The organism is Bdellovibrio sp. HCB337 (assembly GCF_047302465.1).
Lineage (GTDB): Bacteria > Bdellovibrionota > Bdellovibrionia > Bdellovibrionales > Bdellovibrionaceae > JACMRP01.
Genome location: NZ_CP178621.1, coordinates 2,649,924 through 2,668,179, shown reverse-complemented (window position 1 = coordinate 2,668,179; position 18,256 = coordinate 2,649,924). Strand labels below are relative to the sequence as shown.

Below are 18,256 nucleotides of genomic sequence, written 5' to 3'. Positions count from 1 at the left end.
CTTACATCTCGATAAAGGTGCGTGGAATTTTCCCAAGCAAGGCACCATCCTTGCGGATGTAGATAAAGCCATTATCCACGGCAATGGCTTCCACGCCACCAGCTTCTATCAGTGGAGTATACGGATCGCCATAGAAGAGACTCATCCCTGTCGTCATAGAGCCGTCCTTTTTGTGTATGACAAAGTCGTCACCGACTCCAACAACAGACTCAACACCCGTGGTTTCTATCAACGGCATCCATGGGTCCGACCACCCAACGATGCTATCATCCGTTTTGAGCGCGACAAAACCGCCACTAAAACCAACGACGCTTTTGACCCCAGAAGAAATTTTTGCGGTCGCCCCCGAAGAGTCTCCACCTTGGAAACTATCACCCCAAGTGATGACAGAGCCATCGGCGCGAAGAGCAGCAAAGGCGGTAGAGAATCCGGAGCGTGAAGCAACAACGCTGACCACATTGACTAAATCTGCAGTCACCATACTGGAGTCTTCACCAGGGCCAGTTCCCCAGCTAACAACAGTGCCATCGGCTTTGATAGCAGCAAAGTCTTGAAGACCCGCTACAATTTCTGTAACCCCCGAAGAGACAGCCCCTGCAACGGCAGACTTATCGGCGCCATAAAAATTGCTTCCCCAAGTGATGACTGAGCCATCGGCTTTGAGAACCGCAAACGCGCCATCTGAAGCTGCAACCTTCACAACCCCGGAAGTCAAACTTGCGGCAACAGCAACGGTATTGCCGCCCCAGCCGGCATCTCCCCAAACAATCAGGGATCCATTGGTTTTCAATGCTGCAAAAGCACGAGCGGTTTTGTAAATGCTTTCAACTCCGGAAGTCAGTTGAGCTGCGACGGCAGCTGTGTCAGTTGAATCGCCAGTACCCCAGACGACAACCGAGCCATCGTTCTTAATGGCCGCCATGGCTTCGTCATTGCCATAGAGTTTTTTTACGCCCGACGAAATTTGGGCAGCGACGTTGAAGGAATCCCCATAGGCGGGACCGTGCCCCCTAAAACTGACAGAACCATCTTCCATGACAAAGCCAACAACGTCTCCTGCAACTGCTGCGGATTTCGGTTTAGAAGGCAGTCTTTCTGCAAGGGCTGTATCTGTCAGAGTGTAGTAGATCGAGTCAAAGGTGATGTAAGTCCCGTCACTTTTACGCGCCATAAAAGTGGCGATATTGTCAGAAAGAATTTGTGTTACTCCGGATGCAAGCTGGGTCTCGATATCTTCGCCAGTAGGAGCTTCACCGAACATACCCCAACCAACGACGGCCCCGTTGCTTTTAAGCGCAAGGAATTGGTCTTTGTTACTGACGAGCGCGACCACTTGGCTTGCAACTTTTGGTTGTGCCGTCGTCCAGTCCGTCATGTAAGTGTTTCTTCCCCAGCTCACGACAGAGCCATCTGACTTCAGAGCAGCAAAAGACCAATCCGTGGCAACAACTTTAACAACACCCGTGCTGAGCGCCGCAGCCATACCACCTGGAATGTTTAGATGAGCACTTCCCCAAGTTACGACGGACCCGTTGGTTTTAAGGACTGCAAAACCGGATTCTGTTGCGGGGATGATTTCTTGAACACCACTAGAAAGACTTGCTGCCACCAAACTGGTGTCGCCTCCTAATGCGGAGTCACCCCAGGTAAAAACACTGCCGTCATTTTTGAGAGCAGCAAAGGCGTACTCGTTGCTGACGACTGTTTGAACGTTTGTATTTACAAGTGCACTGATGGCGCTGATGTCTCCGCCAACAGAGGCATCACCCCAGGCAACGATGGAGCCATTGGCTTTGAGCGCTGCAAAGGCGTCAGTTTTTGTAAACACATTAACGACATTACTTGCTAAGTCTGGCGCAACAATAGCGGTGTCACCGCCACGGCCGAGGTCGCCCCAAGCAACGACTGAGCCATCATTTTTAAGAGCCGCAAACGCATCAGAGTTGTTCCAAAATATTTTTTGCGCATTGGTGGCCATTATAGTTTCTTGTCCATAAGACCAGCCCCAGGTCCAAACATCACCATTCGATTTTAAAACAGAGAAATCATTCTTGGATCCGGCCGCATCTACAATCTCCGAATTTAGATCCAGTACTGTCGGATCAAAGGGCGTCATGTCACTCCAAAAAACTAAGCTGCCATCACTCTTTAGTGCGCCAGGAAATTCTTGAAATATTTTTGTGACTCCGCTTGTAAGTAGAGGCATCTTTTGCATGAGAGTTTGTGAGCGTGAGAGGTCTCCCCAAACGGCCACCGAGCCATCGCTTTTTAAAGACATCGAATGACGGTCAGTCATAAAGCTTGTGAGCGCGCTCTTTGGGCTATAAACGTAGGGTGAAGACATCGAGATACATTCGGATTGCTCGGAAGCATTGAAGCGCAAGCGTGCGGAAAAGTAGTGTTGTCCCGGAGACAATGTTGGAGTTTGCACGTCCACGAAAGTGGTAACGGCGCTATTCAACGTTTTTTCCGTCAACACCGATCCACTGCAGTCCGCAGAGTTATAAAGCACAATAGCTTCGGCATCAAAAGGCCCAAAAAAAGTAAGGTAAGGCGTTGGATCTTGATACCAAGCCTTTGCAGAGTACACCGTCATCTTTGCATCAGTGGGCTTGGTGGTCATATTGAGGGACGGTTCCGACGAAGAACCCAGCAGGCCTGCGTTGTAGTTGCAGGCGCTCAGAATCAACAGCGATAAGAGTGCGACAATTGTTTGCATATCTCTTTATCGGACTGGACATTGGTGCCGTAGAGGAGCAAAAGGTGTCGGCAAAAAAACTTTGTACGCTTCCTATAAAAGAGTGTTTGTTGAGTGGTGCAAAAGATGTCTTGTTTTGAGAGAATGGAAACCGTGCTAAAATATCTTTACAAAAAAACTCTAGGGTAGAGGATGAAGAAGATGAAATCATATTTCGCAGTTTGGTGCCTTGCCATTTTTTTCAGTACAAATGTTTTTGCGAAAACAGCAGAAAAAGCAAAACCCGTAGTGACGACCGAAGTGGCTTATCTTGCCGGAGGCTGCTTTTGGGGGATGGATGATTTGCTTCGCAAACTTCCCGGAGTGACTCACACGGAAGTGGGGTACATGGGCGGCAAAGTGCCCAATGCTACCTACAATACTGTAAAAACCGGGACCTCGAATCACGCAGAAACAGTCAAAGTGGAATTCGACTCTCGACGCTTAAGCTATGAAGACTTGCTACTTTATTTCTTTAAGATTCACGATCCAACGACTTTGAATCGCCAAGGGAATGATATCGGGACTCAGTACCGCAGCGCGATTTTTTACGGTTCCGATCAGCAAAAAAACACAGCTTTTAATGTTATTGCAAGAGTGGATAAATCCAAAGCTTGGGGTAAACCTGTGACGACGGTCGTGAGCAAGGCTGAAGAGTTCTGGAAAGCCGAAGAGTACCATCAGGATTATCTGCAAAAAAATCCTGATGGTTATACCTGTCACTTCATTCGAAAAGTCGAATTTTAACGAAACCCGCCAGCCGGAACTACTTTATCTGCTGAAGGAAGAAAGTTTTCATATCTGAATTGAGCTCAAGGTCTGCACATTTTTGAAACGCTCTGTTGGCAAGCTGAGCATTGCCCAGTTTTTTGTAAATGACACCAAGACATCCCCAAGCTCTTAAAAAGTTTGGTGACAAGCGCACGCATGTTTCAAGGTGAGGAACTGCCATTTGCGATTGGCCTTCAGACCAAAACAGGTGAGTTCCCAGTAAAAAGTGAGCATGGATATTCTGAGGTGAACGACGGATGAGGTTTTTAAGCAAAACCTCGCCGCTATCGTTGAGTCCTTGTTTGAGGTGTGATTTGCCTTCGATGAGCTCAATGTAATCTAAAACGTCTCGATGGGTCGGAGCGAGCAGATGAGCTTCGGTCAGTAAGCCCTTGATAAGGCTTGTGGGGCCTTCGGTATCTAAAAGAATTTTTGCATATAAGAGTAGGAAGTCTGCATCTTTTTTGGAGTCTTCATCGTTCGTATAAAGCTTTTTAGCCAAGCTGAGTGCTTGATCCAAGCGTCCACTTTCATAAGTTTTTATGATGGAGCTCTTTTGTATTGAGTTTTTGTCGTCAGACGAAGCCATAACAGTTTTGCAGAAGGGGCAAATGCCCACAGAGGGGCCACTCATGGCACCGCAGCCAGAGCAAATTAGTTCGAAGCTCATGAATTTCTCCTTCCACAATGAGAACAGAATCGTGCATCACCTTGAAGGGCCTCTCCGCAGTGGCGGCATCCACTGGATGTGCCGACTTCTGCAACGACTTTTTCTTTCTCGTGATAGTCAGCCCCTAAGAGCCCTTTTCCCAGCATCATACCCATCATCATTTGCAGAGGATCATTTCCTTGAGTGTCGTTGGCTTGACCCAAACTTGTGGCAGCTTTGTAAAGCAAGTATTCCTTTTGCGAGCCAATAATCTGGATAGCGGTTTTAGCCTCCATAGCTTCAAGCACTTCTTTAGAAGGTAATGCTGAAAGAATTTGGATTTTTTGGACACCCAATCCGTACTCATCAATCTCTTTTTTCACAGCGGCTTCGAGCTTTTTAGAAAGGGCGTTGTAAGAGGTCGCTAAGTCGTTGAGGTTTTTTACTTCAGATAAAACTTCAGGAAGAAGCTCGACGATTTGTCCTTGAAGGAAGTCTTCAATATCTGAGATCGAAAAAGTAGTGCGAGTGCCCATGAGCTTCGTATAGAAATTTTTTGGGTTTGTTAGTACCACGTTGAAATTTCCAAAAGCGCGAATAGGAACTGAGCCCAAGTCAGAAAAATTAGCCAACACAGGTTGCGGTGTGCCCCATCTGCGGGTTGTGAATGCCTGGCCAGACAAAAACACAAGCTCGCAACGAAGTGGACTTTCAAAACCAAATTTCCAATTTGCAAGACGAGTGAGGATCGGCATGTTCTCGGTTTGCACAGTGTGTGTTCCAGCCAAGAACATATCCGCGATTTCGCCTTTATAAATAAAAATCGCGCATTGATTTGGGCGCACAACGATGGTGGTCCCAGAATATAAATCCACAGAGCCTACTGCCGGAACTTTGGCAGCAACGAGGGCTCCTGAAGGATCTTCAAACTCGTATATTCCTTTAAACAATAAGGACTGATTCGACATGATGGTTCTCCGTAAGTAACCATCGGTTTTTTAAGCTATTTTCTTAAGATCCAGAGGCAAGTCTGGGCTTTTTAGAGCGTATTTTAAATAGAGAGACTATTGTGGTGTCTGTTTTTTTGTCCGCAAAAGTATATTCCAGATAAATATCAATTCTTGAGTCGAGATCTACTAAGCTTAAAAGAAGTCTGAATGAAATTTTGCAGGAGCAAAATTTTGGTGGCCCCGGGGAGAATCGAACTCCCACGCCCTTGCGGGCACTGGATTTTGAGTCCAGCGCGTCTACCAATTCCACCACAGGGCCATTTGGAAAATAGAAATATGTTCTAATGGAAAAAGGCCGCTTCGCACAAGCTGTTTTTAACAGTTCTTGGGCTAAGGAAGCGGCGAGTTATTCAGCGTGGGTATTTAGAAAGCGTAAATGAGGCGAGCGTTCGTTGTCGTGCTTCGATTCTCCATCAAAGCATACTGAGTTTCTTCACCGTAGTTCACCCAGCTATAGAAGACTTCCATGTTGAAATTCTTGCCTAGAACTAAGCCGCCACCGACTTGGTAACCGAGGCGAGCAGAGTAGTTCGATTCAGCTTCGCCAAAAAGAACCATCGAGTTCACACCTAAAGAGCCATAGACGTATTCTGGGGCTGACACCACAAAGTTCGCAGACGGCGCAAACATGTTAACTTCAGCAGTTCCTTCAGGGCGCTTCGTGTTTTTAAGAAGGCTGGCGTTCAGATCCCATCCCATGCCGCCACGGCGGATTTGCTTGTAACCGAATTTAACACCAACTTGGTTGCCGGTTGGGTTGCCTTCTTCTTTCAAGCCTTTCTGAACTGTGCCGGTGACTTTGCTTTTGACGTCGAATTGGCGACTGTTGATATTCACGTATTCAAAACCCAGGTTAAAGCCATCTACCATGTATTCAGAACGGATTGCGGTTCTGAGCGTGTCTGGATCGTAGTTGTAAGTCGTTGGGGCTTTCTTACGAAGTTTTGTATTTGAAGTGCCCTGGGCGAAAGCCATTGAGCTTACAAGGCTTACTGCAATCATTGCGGCCATCAGGTTTTTCATATCTAACTCCTTTTAGAGGGTTCACTTATCTATAGATATAACAAGACCAGTGCCACCTCAGATCTAATAGGTTCGACTTGGACGATTCACTCTGAGACAAAGCCGAAGAATGTTAGACAGGAATAACAAGGGTTTATGAAATCCTTTCAGGGAGTGTTTCCAAACTCGTCACTTTTTGCGGTTTCAGGGCCAAAATGCCCCAGCTTCCATAATTTCATTCGGGCTTTGATATCAAACACTTAGACGCAGCGGCCCAAAAACGGCATTTTTGGCACAGGCATTGCTCTACGCCTTTTGGACACAAAAAGCTAAACCACGAGGAGAACTCTATGAAGAAGTATTTCTATATCCTTGCGGCTCTAAGTATCGTTCCTAATTTGAGTTTAGCTCAAAGCACGAACTTCGATGCCGAGGTCGATCAAGAACTCGACCAAATGTATGCGCAAAAGCAGGCTAACACTGCTCCAGCGGCACAAGCTCCAACAAGTGCGAGCGTTGCAGGTTCTGCTGGGAATGGCAGCCAGCCGATTTATATTTTAAATCAGGCGACTCCTACTTCAAACGCAAATGCTCAAGCACAACAGATTCAAAAACAGCCAGTGGCGTTGATTGAATCTTCTCCGCTTGTGGAATCTCGTGCGGAACAGATGAGAAAATCTCGTCAGGACGCTGAGATCCAAACAGAGCAAAAAATCGTTGAGAAGTTGGAATCTTCTCGTCTTGAAGACGAGAAAAAACGTGCAGATGTTCTCTTTGGAAATAAGTTTGAACAATTGCAAGGTTCTACAACTCAGATCAGCGCTGAGAACTCAAATGTCAGCGTGAACACACAACAAGCAGCAGCTCAAGCTCCTGTTATTGTGACTCCGGTAGAGCCTAAAGAAAACTTGCGTGATGTAGTTCGTGAAGAATTGCAAAGCGCGATGAAAGTTGAAACTCAAGTAGCTCCAACTGAAGTAAAATACTTCAGCGCGATTGCTGGTATCGGTGATTATCCGGATGTTAGAAACGTTCGTGGTAACTATGCATTCGGTGCGGCTTTCGGTACAAAGTTTGACGCCCTCATCGTTGAAGGTTCATTCATGTACTCTAACTACACTGTTGAGAAAATCGATGGTTACGTGAATCCATACTACCCAGATTTGATCGACGCTGATCAATATCAAGGTGCGATTGCAGCGAAGTACCAGTTGATTTCTGGTATGGTTCGTCCGGTTGTTGGTGGATTGGTGTCTTACAGCTATCGTAAGTACGACTGGTCACAAGTGTTGGGTTATAACAATCAATACAACAACAATGGTACAACAAGCGATTCACACGCTGTTGACTTGGGTTTGACTGCAGGTGTGGACTTGGAACTTAGCAAGAAGTTTACTCTTGGTTTCGAGTACCGTTACATGTTCAATCTTTCAAGCCGTGTGGACAATCAGGCAATCGTGACTGGACCTTACTACAGTGGTGGTACTCCGCTTGAAAAGCTGAGCTACTACACACTCGCTATCGCAGCTAAGGTGAATTTCTAGTCGGCGCACGCCGAGGAGCGGTAGGGCCGGATGGCCCGAACGCGGACTAAGTTAGATTTAAAAACTAATTCCTAGTGGTTGAAGGCCTTTATGAGAAATCATAAGGGCTTTCTTTTTTTAGGCGCTAGTGTCATCCTAAAAGCATGAAGATGTTTTTGCTTTTAGCATTCAGTGCTCTATCAATAGCGGCGACCCCAACGGTGATTTCACAATCTGTTGGGCAAGTGGGGGATCGTGTGGTCACCAGTCGTGAGGTTCAGATCTCGGCTGTGCTAGATCGCATTTTATTTCCTGCCAAAGATGCAAAGGCGAGCCTGCACGAAGTGCGTTTGGGCGATGCAGGCATGATGAACGAGGTGACCGCATTGCTCCTCGAAGTGGTTGTGGACCGCGAGGCTGAGAGTTTCTCGGTCGCAAAAATCTCGGAAGAACAGATTCAGCAATCTGTTCGCAAAGTCGAAAAAGCTGTTGATGGAAAAGCTTATTGGGAGTCTTTAGAAGTAAGTCCCGCAGAGCTAAAGAAGTTCGTGGCGCAAAAACTGACGGCGAAGGCCTTCATTCAATTTAAGACAAATTCAATGGTGGGAATTGTGAGTGACGCCGAAGCGCTCGCTTACTACGAGAAGAATCGTTTGAAGTTCGGCGGCATGCCGTTTACGACGTTCAAAGACAACATCAAAACCTTCCTGTCTCAGCAGCAATTGGAAGAGCGTACGCGCGCGTGGTTTGAAATCATCAAGCGTAAGTACAAAGTTCGTAATATCTTGGCTGAGAATCTCAATAACAAAGTAGGCGCGCAGTGAGTTTTGAAATGCGCCCTCTCACTCCTGATGATGAAGGGCGTGTCCTGCAGGTGGTGGCCGATCTTTATCGCGCCCATCCAGATCTTGTCGGTTTTCAGTGGCCCCCAGAGAGTTTGCGCGCAGAGTTCCGTTCAACGGAGGGGTGGGGGATCTTTGACGGCGGACGGTTAATGAGCTTTATCTTGTATCGTGTGACCCCGGTGGCGTGGGAGATTTCTGTGGTCGCCAGCCATCCCGACAGTTGGAAGCGCGGATTGACGCGCAGCCTTATGGGACATCTGATTGTTGTAAAACCTGCAGACCGCGAACTGTGGTTAGAGGTTCACGACGAAAATACGCGGGCTTGGCGGCTCTATGAGTCCTTAGGTTTTAAGAGAATGGGGATTCGCAGCAACTACTACCCCAATGGCGGCACGGCTTGGCTCTATACCCTGAGATAAACCCTTGCATCGCTTAGCCTTTTTTGCTAGTTTCACACTCGAACGGGCCTTGAAGGGCCCGTTTTGCGTTTTTCAGCCTCCGGCTGGATGCGTAGGCCCCGAGGGCCGGAGCTAGACTGATTCAATTCTGACTTAGTTTCATCAACTCGGGTCAGGCGAAATTAGACAGCAACTTAGGAAATCAAAACTTAATGACCGAATCAAATCCATCGTGGATGGCAAAAGTAGAAGAAGTAGCGCAAGAGGTAACCTCGCGTGAAGGTTGCATTTTGTACGATATCGAATTCGTTGGTATCGGTAAAGGTCGTACGCTCCGTTTATATATTGATAGAGAAACTCCTGCAGCAACTGCGACGGGAGAAGAGGGGCAAGGCGTTAGCATCGATGACTGCGCCAATGTATCTCGAGCACTCAATGAAATTTTAGACGCTCAAGAAGACCTGATTCCTGGCGAGGCCTACAACCTCGAAGTTTCAAGCCCGGGTGCAGACCGCATCCTGCGTAAGCCATGGCACTTTGAAAAAGTCGTTGGCAAAAAAATCTGGGTCAAAGTGGGCCAAGCTCTTGAAAGCTTTGGTGTCACAACCAAGGGCATGAAGAACGCAAAACAAATTGAAGAAGTATTAAAAGCATTTGACGGTGAGACGCTGAAATTCCAACTCAAAGACGAGGAAGTGAGTATTCCTTTCTCCGCCGTGGAAAAATCAAAAGTGCTTTTTGTTTTAACTAAGGGACAAAAAAAATAACCTAGAAGAGGTGAGTTAAATGGCTGACAACATGTTTACAGATCTCAGTCGCGTAATTGAACAAGTCGGTAAAGATAAAGGTATCGACAAGCAAGTAGTGGTAGAAGCTATCACTCAAGGTATGCTTGTTGCTGCCCGTAAGAAATACGGCACATACCGCGAGATCGAAGCCACCTACAACGAAGAAACTGGCGAAGTTGAACTTTTCCAATTTAAAGAAGTTGTTCCCCGTGAAAAATACATCGACGAAGAAGTTGAAATCCCAATGGATGAAGCTTTGAAACTCGATCCTCAAGCGCAAGAAGGCGACTCTATCGGTATCAAAATGGATGCTGGTGAACTTGGCCGTATTGCTGCTCAAACTGCAAAACAAATCATCATGCAAAAAGTGCGTGATGCTGAACGCTCTATCATCTTCAACGAGTTTGAAGAAAGAAAAGGCGAAATCGCTTCTGGTATCGCTCGCCGTGTAGAAAAAGGCGCGATCGTTGTCGATTTGGGTCGTACGGAAGCGTACATCCCACCACGTGAACAAATCCCTGGTGAGTCTTATAAACCGGGCGACCGCATTCAAGGTTACTTGTCGGAAGTTCGTCAAACGACTCGTGGTCCGCAAATCATCATGTCGCGCGCGGACGAACGTTATTTGATGAAACTTTTCGAAATGGAAGTTCCAGAAATCTATGACGGCGTTGTTGAGATCATGAGTGCTGCTCGTGAACCAGGACAACGTGCGAAAATCGCGGTTCGCTCTAAAGACAACTCTGTAGACCCAGTAGGGGCTTGCGTTGGTATGAAGGGTTCTCGCGTACAAAACATCGTGCAAGAACTTCGTGGCGAGAAAATCGACATCGTTCCTTGGGATGAAGACGTAACACGTTTTGCGTGCAACGCTTTGGCTCCAGCTGAGATCTCTCGCGTGTTTGTTGATGAAGCAAACAAAGAGATGGAAGTGGTTGTGCCAGACAGTCAATTGAGCTTGGCCATCGGTAAACGTGGACAAAACGTTCGTTTGGCTGCAAAATTGACGACTTGGAAATTGGATATCATTTCTGAATCTTCAGCGGCGTCTCGTACGGCAGAGTCTATCTTCAACTTGATGTTGATTCCTGGTATGAATCAAACAATGGCGCAAAATATCTTCCAATCTGGTTTCGGTTCTTTCCAATCTGTAGCAAATGCGCCAGTTGAAGAGATCATGACTATTCCTGGTTATGACGATCCAGAGCGCGCAGAGAAATTGATCAACGAAGCGAAAGCTTTGATTGCTAAGTATGAAAAAGAAGGCACGCCAATCCCAACAGCTCCAACAGCAGCGAAAGAAAGCAAAGCTGGCGGATCTGCGAAGGAACAAGCGGATCTTCGCTTGAAGCAAGAGTTGGAAAAACTCGGAGCTCAAGAAGACAGCGAAGGCTAGTCTCAGCTCAGGCCGGATGGCCGAGAACGCGGACTATAATTGTATTTAAGTATTTTGGGCGAGAGTTAAACTATTTTAGGAGTCTAAGTGAGTAATCCAAAAGTTTTTGAATTTGCCAAAGAAATTGGGATGACCCCATTGGCCTTGATGGACAAGATCCGCGAGTGGCACCTTCCTGTGAAGAGCCATATGTCGGAGCTTGAGCCGGAAGTTCTTGAGCAAATTAAAGTCAAACTCAGTGGCGGTGATAAATCGACTGAGGAAGCGAAACCTAAAAAAGCGGCGACTCGTAAAGCCCCTGCCAAAAAGGCAGCTCCTGCGGCGGCAGCAGCAGTAGCTGCAGCAGAAACCGCAGCGGCAGCTTCGGCTCCGGCAAAATCTACAGTAGTTCGTCGTAAGGCCACGGCGGGTGCTGAAGAAGCTCCGGAAGCAGTTAAAGCAAAAACTGCGAAAGAAGAAGCGGCAGAAGAAACTGCAAAAACGGCTACAAAAGTAGTTCGTAAAAAAGCAGCTGTTGTTGAAAAAGAAGAAGCTGAAGAAGAAGTAGTTCAAGAGGCGGCTCCGGCTGTTGAAGCACCGGCTCCAGTCGCTAAAAAAGCAGAACCTGTTGAAGCTCCAGCAGCGGTGGAAACACCAGCTCCTGCCGCAGCAGCACCAGAAGCGCCAGCAGCTCCCGTAGCAGCGGCAGCTCCGGTGGCAGCAGGTGTTGCTCGTAAGAAAGAAGTTACTGTTGGTAGCAGCGGTGTTGCAAGTGCAGCAACGGCGGCTCCAAGTATTGGTCGTAAAAATATCATTGGTCGCATGGATCTTTCCCGTGTGGCTCAACAAGCTCCACAAAGACCAGGTGGAGATCGTGGACAAGGCGGAGGCCAGGGTGGTGATCGTCCTGGTTTCGGTGGCGCTCCTCGTCCGGGCGGTTTTGGTGGTGCTCCTCGCACGGCTCAAAATCGCAACATTCGTGCGGGTTTCATGGCTGCAGCACCTGAGGTGGTAGAAGAAACAGCAGAAAGTCGTCATGGACGTTTTGACGATAAGAAGAAACCTAAATTCGCTCCGAGCGGTCCTCCGGCTGGCCCGGCGGCAGCAGGTCCTTCTGCAAAAGAGCGTGAGCAAGAAGAACAAATCGCAAACTTTAATGCGGTTGAGTTCCGTAAGCGTGAGATGGTGTTCCAGCCTAAAAAGAAAAAAGGCATGTTGGAACGCGCTAGCATGAAAACTCAAATTACTACTCCAAAAGCTTTGAAGCGTATTCTTAAGGTGAACAACACCATGAAGTTGAGCGATATGGCGATGGAGATGGGCGTGAAAGCTCCTCAACTCATCAAATCCCTCATGCAAAATGGTGTGATGGCGACGATGAATACAGCTTTGGACTTCGATACAATTGCATTGATCGTTCCAGAGTTCGGTTGGGAAGCGCAAAACGTATTTAAAACAGCGGAAGACGTAGCGACAGAGACTGCCTTCGGAAATCTCGAAGCAGAAGCTATCACTCGTCCACCGGTTGTAACCATCATGGGTCACGTTGACCATGGTAAAACCAGCTTGTTGGATGCTATCCGTAAAGCGAATGTGGCTGCAGGCGAGGCCGGCGGTATCACTCAGCATATCGGTGCCTACAATGTGAAGTTGGATGATGGTTCTTTGATTACATTCCTAGATACTCCGGGCCACGAAGCCTTTACGGCAATGCGTGCGCGTGGAGCGAATGCAACAGATATCGCTGTGATCGTGGTTGCAGCGGATGACGGTATGATGCCACAAACTGCAGAGGCGATTAATCACGCTAAAGCAGCAGGCGTTCCTATCATCGTTGCAGTTAATAAAATTGATAAGCCAGGTGCGAATCCTGAAAAAATTAAGCAACAATTGACCGAGCTTGAAATCGTTCCTGAAGAGTGGGGCGGTACTACGATCTTCGTAGAAGTTTCTGCTTTGAAGAAAACGGGTATTAAAGAGCTTCTTGAAAACATCCACTTGGTGGCTGAGTTGCAAGATCTTAAAGCAAATCCTCAACGTTCTGGTACCGGTCTTGTGATCGAAGCCAAAATGGAAAAGGGAAAAGGAAACGTTGCTACGTTGTTGGTTAAAGATGGAACTGTCAAAATTGGTCAGTACATCGTTGCCGGTACAATCAAAGGACGCGTACGTTCTTTGACGAACGACCGTGGTGAGCGTGTTCAAGAAGCAGGACCTGGTACTCCGGTAGAGGTTTTGGGCCTTGAGGGCACTCCGGCAGCGGGCGATCGTTTTGACATCGTTAAAGATGAGCAAACTGCGACTGAAGTTTCTGAGCTTCGCGCAGATCAAGCAAAGAAAGCAGAGTATACTCCTGCTTCGAAAATGTCTCTAGAAGACATTTTCTCGAAAGTTACTAAAGGTGATGTGAAAGAGTTGGCGATCGTATTGAAAGCCGATGTTCACGGATCTTTGGAAGCGATCAACGGCATGATTCGTAAGCTTTCTACTGCTGAAGTGAAAACACGTGTGATTCACTCTGCGGTGGGTGGTATCAGCGAATCTGACGTTCTTTTGGCGAATACTGCGAACGGTATCATTATCGGTTTCAACGTACGTCCTGATGGCGGCGCTCAAACGGCTGCAAAACGTGCGGGAGTAGATATCCGTACTTACTCGATCGTATACGAACTTGTGGATGATTTGAAAAAGGCAATGTCAGGTCTTCTTACTCCAGACATCGTCGAAAAAGTTATGGGTCGTGCGGAAGTCCGCAACATCTTTACAGTGCCTAAAATTGGAACGATTGCAGGTTGCTTCGTAGTAGATGGTAAGATCCAAAGATCTAACATGGCTCGTTTGATCCGTGACGGTAAGATCGTTTACGAAGGCAAGATTTCTTCTCTGAAACGCTTCAAAGATGACGCTAAAGAAGTGGCGACTGGTTTTGAGTGCGGTATCGGCATCGAAAACTTCAACGACGTTAAAGTCGGCGACAATATCGAAGCTTTCGTAAAAGAAGAAGTTGCCCGTGAATTAACTTATGAGGCGAATCCGTAATGAAAAAAGAGAGTGATGGCCGCAGAGTAGCTCGAGTCGAACGTGAGGTTCAGCAGACCATTGCTCAATTTTTGATTTCGGGCTTTAGATCGCCTTTGCCAGGTTTAGTGACAGTGGCCCGCGTGCAAATGCCCGCGGACCTGCGCATGGCAAAGGTTTATATCAGTGTTCTTGGAGAGGCCTCGAGTTTAGATGAAACCGTGGATCTTCTTCAGGAGCGTGCTTTTGAAATTCAAAATTACATCGGTAAAGAACTGAAAATGCGCTATTGCCCAAAATTGCAGTTCTTTGCTGACTCCAACACCGAGCAAATCTTGAAAGTTGAAAGAATTCTAGCGGATCTTGAGACTGAGCGAAAAGGTCGTGGCGCTTCTGATGCGTCCGATGACTCTAACGAAGAAGAGTAAATGACTCCATTTAACGGCCTTGTATTGGTAAGAAAACCTCCTGGGGTGACCAGCCATGATGTGGTGGCGCGTTTGCGTCGTATTCTTGGCACCAAGTCTGTTGGACATGCTGGAACTTTGGATCCTATGGCCGAAGGTTTAATGGTCGGTCTTGTCAATGAGGCGACCAAACTCAGTCAGTATATCTTAGAGGGCGATAAAGCATATCACCTGAAAGCTAAGCTGGGTGTTGAAACCGACACCTTGGATATCACAGGCCAAGTTTTGAAAACCAGCCCCGTCAATGTCAGCAAAGACGAAGTTGAAAAAATCGGTTTGAGCCTTCAAGGCGAGATGAACCTGAAGGTGCCAATTTACTCGGCCATTAAAATCAATGGGCAAAAGCTTTATGACTATGCTCGCAAAGAACAAGAAGTCGAAGTTCCCCATAAGATCATGAAATTCTGGGATGTCGAGTTCTTGGGTTTTGACGGTACCGAGGCTGAATTTAAGTTTAAGTGTTCTAAGGGCAGCTATGTTCGCTCTTGGATCGAGCTTTTGGGCGCAAAGCTAGGTTGTGGCGCCACCATGAGCGCTTTGACCCGTACATGGTCGGATCCTTATGCTTTAGAGCAATCCGTTCTCTTGGAGGATTTGGAAGAGGGCTTGAAGCAGGGGCGGGAAATCCCAGCGATGATTCCGATGGAAGAGGCCTTGGGCAGTGCAAAAAAGGTGCGTATTCGTGGCCATGATCAGACCCTTTTAAGTAACGGTCAGATTAGCCACGAGCTGAGATCCTTCTTGATTACAATGTTTGACCCTCAAAAGGACGAAATCATTCAGGTTTTGTCTCTGACCTCTGGCAAGCTCTTAGCCATCGTAGGTATCGAAAAAGACCGGGGTTTTGTCATAAAAAGAGTGATAAAGTATTGACCCTCGGTTCCAAACATGGGAGAACCGAGTCCGTCTTTTAAAAGACATCTCAAAACTGGCCGAGCGACAGCCATGACGCTCATACGCCGGTAATAAAAACCTGAAGGCTTTGGCTTTCAACACAAAGGAGACTTTAATGGCAGTCGCAAAAACAGTAAAAGGGCAAATCGTTAAAAAATTCCAACGCGGAGACTTGGACACAGGTTCTTCTGAAGTTCAGATCGCTCTTTTGACAGCAAAAATCAACGAATTGACTGGTCACTTCTCAACTCACAAAAAAGACCACCACGGCCGTCGCGGTTTGGTGACTGCGGTAAACCAAAGAAGAAAGCTTCTTGATTACCTTCGCCGTACTGACACTAAAAAGTACGAATCGGTGTTGAAACAACTAGATATCCGTAAGTAATCGGAAAAAGGCTCGGGAACCCCGGGCCTTTCTTGCTTTTTGGGGGCGGCGAGCCTGGACTTCCTCGCACGCGACCCGCAGGGCGGCGAAGCCCACGGTCGCAAGACCCGAAGGTGGACTTCGGCGGATGCCGAGACCCGCAGGGAGGCGAAGCCCACGCGGAGGGTCGCAAGACCCGAAGCTGGACTTCACCCAAAATAGAAGTCAAAATACGTTAGTTTTAAAAAATAAATGGCCACCAAGGCCCATCCCGCAAAAAAGAAAAAAGCGGGATACTACTATAAGGAGAATCAATGAAAACGACTGTTACTACTTCGGTGGGCGGAAAACAGATTACCATCGAAACAGGCCGTTTGGCGAAACAAGCTGATGGATCCACTCTTGTTACATGCGGTAACAATATGGTGCTTGTGACAGCAGTATCTAGCAAGAAGGCATCGACACTCGACTTCTTCCCACTGACTGTTGAATACATCGAAAAATTCTACGCTACTGGTAAAATTCCAGGTGGCTATTTTAAACGTGAAGGTAAACCAACGACAGACGCTGTATTGACAGCACGTTTGATTGACCGTCCTATTCGTCCTCTTTTCCCTGAAGGTTACAGAAATGAAACTCAGGTAGTGGCGACGGTTCTTTCTGCTGACGGCGCTTTCCCTCTAGAAATCTTGGCAAGCCTTGGTGCATCTGCGGCTTTACACGTTTCTGAAATTCCATTCAGCGGTCCTACAGCTGCGATCCAAGTTGGTCGCGTTGACGGTGAATTCGTAGCGAATCCAACTCCGCAACAAATGGAAAAGTCCGACATGGACATCATCGTTGCGGGAACTCGCAATGGTCTATTGATGGTAGAAGGTGAGACTAAGTTTATTTCTGAAGCAGATGTTTTGGCTGCTTTGAAATTCGGTCACCAATCCATGTTGCCTCTATTGAACGCGCAAGATGAACTTCGTGAAAAAACGGGTTCTAAATCAAAACGCAGTTTCACTCCTCCAGAGATCGATCCTGAGTTCCGTTCAAAAGCAGAAGAGATGTTGAAAGAACCAATCGCTAAAGCATTAACAATCAAAGTAAAACAAGATCGTTATGCGGCAGGTGATGCGGCTCATGCGGAAGCGAAAGAAGCATTGCTCAGTGGAATCACTGATAAAGAGCTTTTGAATGCGCGTGCGAAAGAATTGGCTTCTATCGTTGAAGATTTGAAGTACAAAGCAGCTCGTAGCATGATCTTGGACAAAGCGGTTCGTATCGACGGCCGTGATGTGAAAACAGTTCGTCCAATCGGTTGCGAAGTGGCGTTGTTGCCACGTGCTCACGGTTCTGGTCTTTTCACTCGTGGTGAGACTCAGTGCTTGGGGACTGTGACTTTGGGAACTGCTGATGACGAACAAATGGTAGATGCTCTGTTGGGCGACCAAACTCGTCGTTTCATGCTTCACTACAACTTCCCTCCATACTCTGTAGGTGAAGTAGGTCGTTTCGGTGGTCAAGGTCGTCGCGAAATCGGTCATGGAAACTTGGCTGAGCGTGCATTGAAATCAATCATTCCTGATCATGCAAAATTCCCATACACAATTCGTATCGTAGCAGAGGTTTTGGAATCTAACGGTTCTAGCTCTATGGGATCTGTTTGTGCGGGTACAATGGCGTTGTTGGATGCCGGCGTTCAAACAAAAGGCAACGTTGCGGGTATCGCAATGGGCTTGATCAAAGAAGGCGATCGCGTCGCTGTCTTGACAGACATCTTGGGTGATGAAGATCACTTGGGCGATATGGACTTCAAAGTAGCGGGTACTGCAACTGGTATCACGGCTCTTCAAATGGATATCAAAATTGACTCTGTTTCATTCGCAGTAATGGAACAAGCTTTGGCGCAAGCTAAAGACGGTCGCGTTCACATCTTGAACGAAATGGAAAAAGTGATTAAGGCTGCTCGTGGTTCGATCTCTGAGTTCGCTCCGCGTATCGAGACAATCAAAATTAAGCCAGACAAGATCCGTGAAGTGATCGGTGCCGGCGGTAAAGTGATTCGTGGAATCACTGAAGCAACTGGTGTTAAGATCGAGATCCAAGACGATGGTACAATCAACATCGCGTCTGCTGATCCTGAAGCAACTAAAGCAGCTATCAAGATGATCAATGACATCTGTGCTGAGGCTGAAGTTGGTAAGGCATACAAAGGCCGTGTTGTGAAAATTGCTGAATTCGGAGCTTTCGTTGAAATTCTTCCGAACACGCAAGGTTTGTTGCACATCTCTGAGATCGCAAACGAAAGAATCCGTAGCGTTACTGACGTTCTTAAAGAGGGCGATATGATTGACGTGAAGGTTCTTGAAGTTGACCGCGCAGGTCGTATCAAGCTTTCTCGTAAAGCTTTGTTGAACTAGTCGCGCG

General features: G+C 47.2%; 15 protein-coding genes and 1 tRNA gene. 11 read left to right on the top strand and 5 right to left on the bottom strand.

Going from position 1 to position 18,256, the window contains the following annotated elements; translation table 11 throughout:
- Position 1: 1 nt before the first annotated feature.
- The gene (locus tag ACLWBB_RS12850) at positions 2–2,719 is read right to left on the bottom strand and encodes an RCC1 domain-containing protein (RefSeq protein ID WP_413287928.1); all 2,718 of its coding nucleotides are present in this window, start codon (positions 2,717–2,719) and stop codon (positions 2–4) included.
- Positions 2,720–2,890: 171 nt separating this feature from the next.
- Between ACLWBB_RS12850 and msrA the strand changes: the two genes are divergently transcribed.
- Entirely contained in the window at positions 2,891–3,484 is a 594-nt protein-coding gene (gene msrA / locus ACLWBB_RS12845) for a peptide-methionine (S)-S-oxide reductase MsrA (protein ID WP_413287927.1), read from the top strand.
- A gap of 19 nt (positions 3,485–3,503) precedes the next feature.
- Here msrA and ACLWBB_RS12840 read toward each other — a convergent pair whose 3' ends face one another.
- The 4 genes from ACLWBB_RS12840 to ACLWBB_RS12825 all read right to left on the bottom strand — a co-directional run bounded on the left by ACLWBB_RS12840 (position 3,504) and on the right by ACLWBB_RS12825 (position 6,190).
- Positions 3,504–4,178: a tetratricopeptide repeat protein gene (locus ACLWBB_RS12840; RefSeq protein WP_413287926.1), complete on the bottom strand. Its 675-nt coding sequence runs from the start codon at positions 4,176–4,178 to the stop codon at positions 3,504–3,506.
- Positions 4,175–5,125, bottom strand: coding sequence for an SPFH domain-containing protein (locus ACLWBB_RS12835; protein WP_413287925.1), 951 nt, complete (start codon positions 5,123–5,125; stop codon positions 4,175–4,177). The genes ACLWBB_RS12840 and ACLWBB_RS12835 overlap by 4 nt, the downstream gene beginning before the upstream one ends.
- 214 nt (positions 5,126–5,339) lie before the next feature.
- Positions 5,340–5,426: transfer RNA gene (locus ACLWBB_RS12830), tRNA-Leu, on the bottom strand.
- 104 nt (positions 5,427–5,530) lie between these two features.
- Positions 5,531–6,190 carry a hypothetical protein gene (locus ACLWBB_RS12825; protein WP_413287924.1) on the bottom strand — a complete coding sequence of 220 codons (660 nt, stop codon included), beginning with the start codon at positions 6,188–6,190 and terminating at the stop codon, positions 5,531–5,533.
- A gap of 329 nt (positions 6,191–6,519) precedes the next feature.
- On the opposite strand from ACLWBB_RS12825, the gene ACLWBB_RS12820 reads away from it, so the two are divergent.
- The 10 genes from ACLWBB_RS12820 (at position 6,520) to pnp (ending at position 18,249) form a co-directional block, all read left to right on the top strand.
- Positions 6,520–7,713: a hypothetical protein gene (locus tag ACLWBB_RS12820; RefSeq protein WP_413287923.1), complete on the top strand. Its 1,194-nt coding sequence runs from the start codon at positions 6,520–6,522 to the stop codon at positions 7,711–7,713.
- A 149-nt stretch (positions 7,714–7,862) separates the two neighbouring features.
- Positions 7,863–8,516: a hypothetical protein gene (locus ACLWBB_RS12815; protein ID WP_413287922.1), complete on the top strand. Its 654-nt coding sequence runs from the start codon at positions 7,863–7,865 to the stop codon at positions 8,514–8,516.
- Positions 8,513–8,956, top strand: a complete 444-nt coding sequence (locus tag ACLWBB_RS12810; RefSeq protein WP_413287921.1) for a GNAT family N-acetyltransferase — start codon at positions 8,513–8,515, stop codon at positions 8,954–8,956. The genes ACLWBB_RS12815 and ACLWBB_RS12810 overlap by 4 nt, the downstream gene beginning before the upstream one ends.
- 191 nt (positions 8,957–9,147) lie before the next feature.
- A complete protein-coding gene (gene rimP, locus ACLWBB_RS12805; RefSeq protein ID WP_413287920.1) occupies positions 9,148–9,702 on the top strand; it encodes a ribosome maturation factor RimP in 555 nt (184 codons plus the stop codon).
- A 19-nt stretch (positions 9,703–9,721) separates the two neighbouring features.
- Positions 9,722–11,119, top strand: a complete 1,398-nt coding sequence (nusA, locus tag ACLWBB_RS12800; protein ID WP_413287919.1) for a transcription termination factor NusA — start codon at positions 9,722–9,724, stop codon at positions 11,117–11,119.
- Positions 11,120–11,206: 87 nt separating this feature from the next.
- A complete protein-coding gene (gene infB / locus ACLWBB_RS12795; protein ID WP_413287918.1) occupies positions 11,207–14,137 on the top strand; it encodes a translation initiation factor IF-2 in 2,931 nt (976 codons plus the stop codon).
- Positions 14,137–14,544, top strand: a complete 408-nt coding sequence (rbfA, locus tag ACLWBB_RS12790) for a 30S ribosome-binding factor RbfA (protein WP_413287917.1) — start codon at positions 14,137–14,139, stop codon at positions 14,542–14,544. Before infB ends, rbfA begins: the two co-directional genes overlap by 1 nt.
- Positions 14,545–15,456: a tRNA pseudouridine(55) synthase TruB gene (gene truB, locus ACLWBB_RS12785; RefSeq protein WP_413287916.1), complete on the top strand. Its 912-nt coding sequence runs from the start codon at positions 14,545–14,547 to the stop codon at positions 15,454–15,456. It abuts the gene before it with no gap.
- A 136-nt stretch (positions 15,457–15,592) separates the two neighbouring features.
- Positions 15,593–15,862, top strand: coding sequence for a 30S ribosomal protein S15 (rpsO, locus tag ACLWBB_RS12780; protein ID WP_413287915.1), 270 nt, complete (start codon positions 15,593–15,595; stop codon positions 15,860–15,862).
- A 293-nt stretch (positions 15,863–16,155) separates the two neighbouring features.
- Entirely contained in the window at positions 16,156–18,249 is a 2,094-nt protein-coding gene (gene pnp, locus ACLWBB_RS12775) for a polyribonucleotide nucleotidyltransferase (protein WP_413287914.1), read from the top strand.
- Positions 18,250–18,256: the final 7 nt, after the last annotated feature.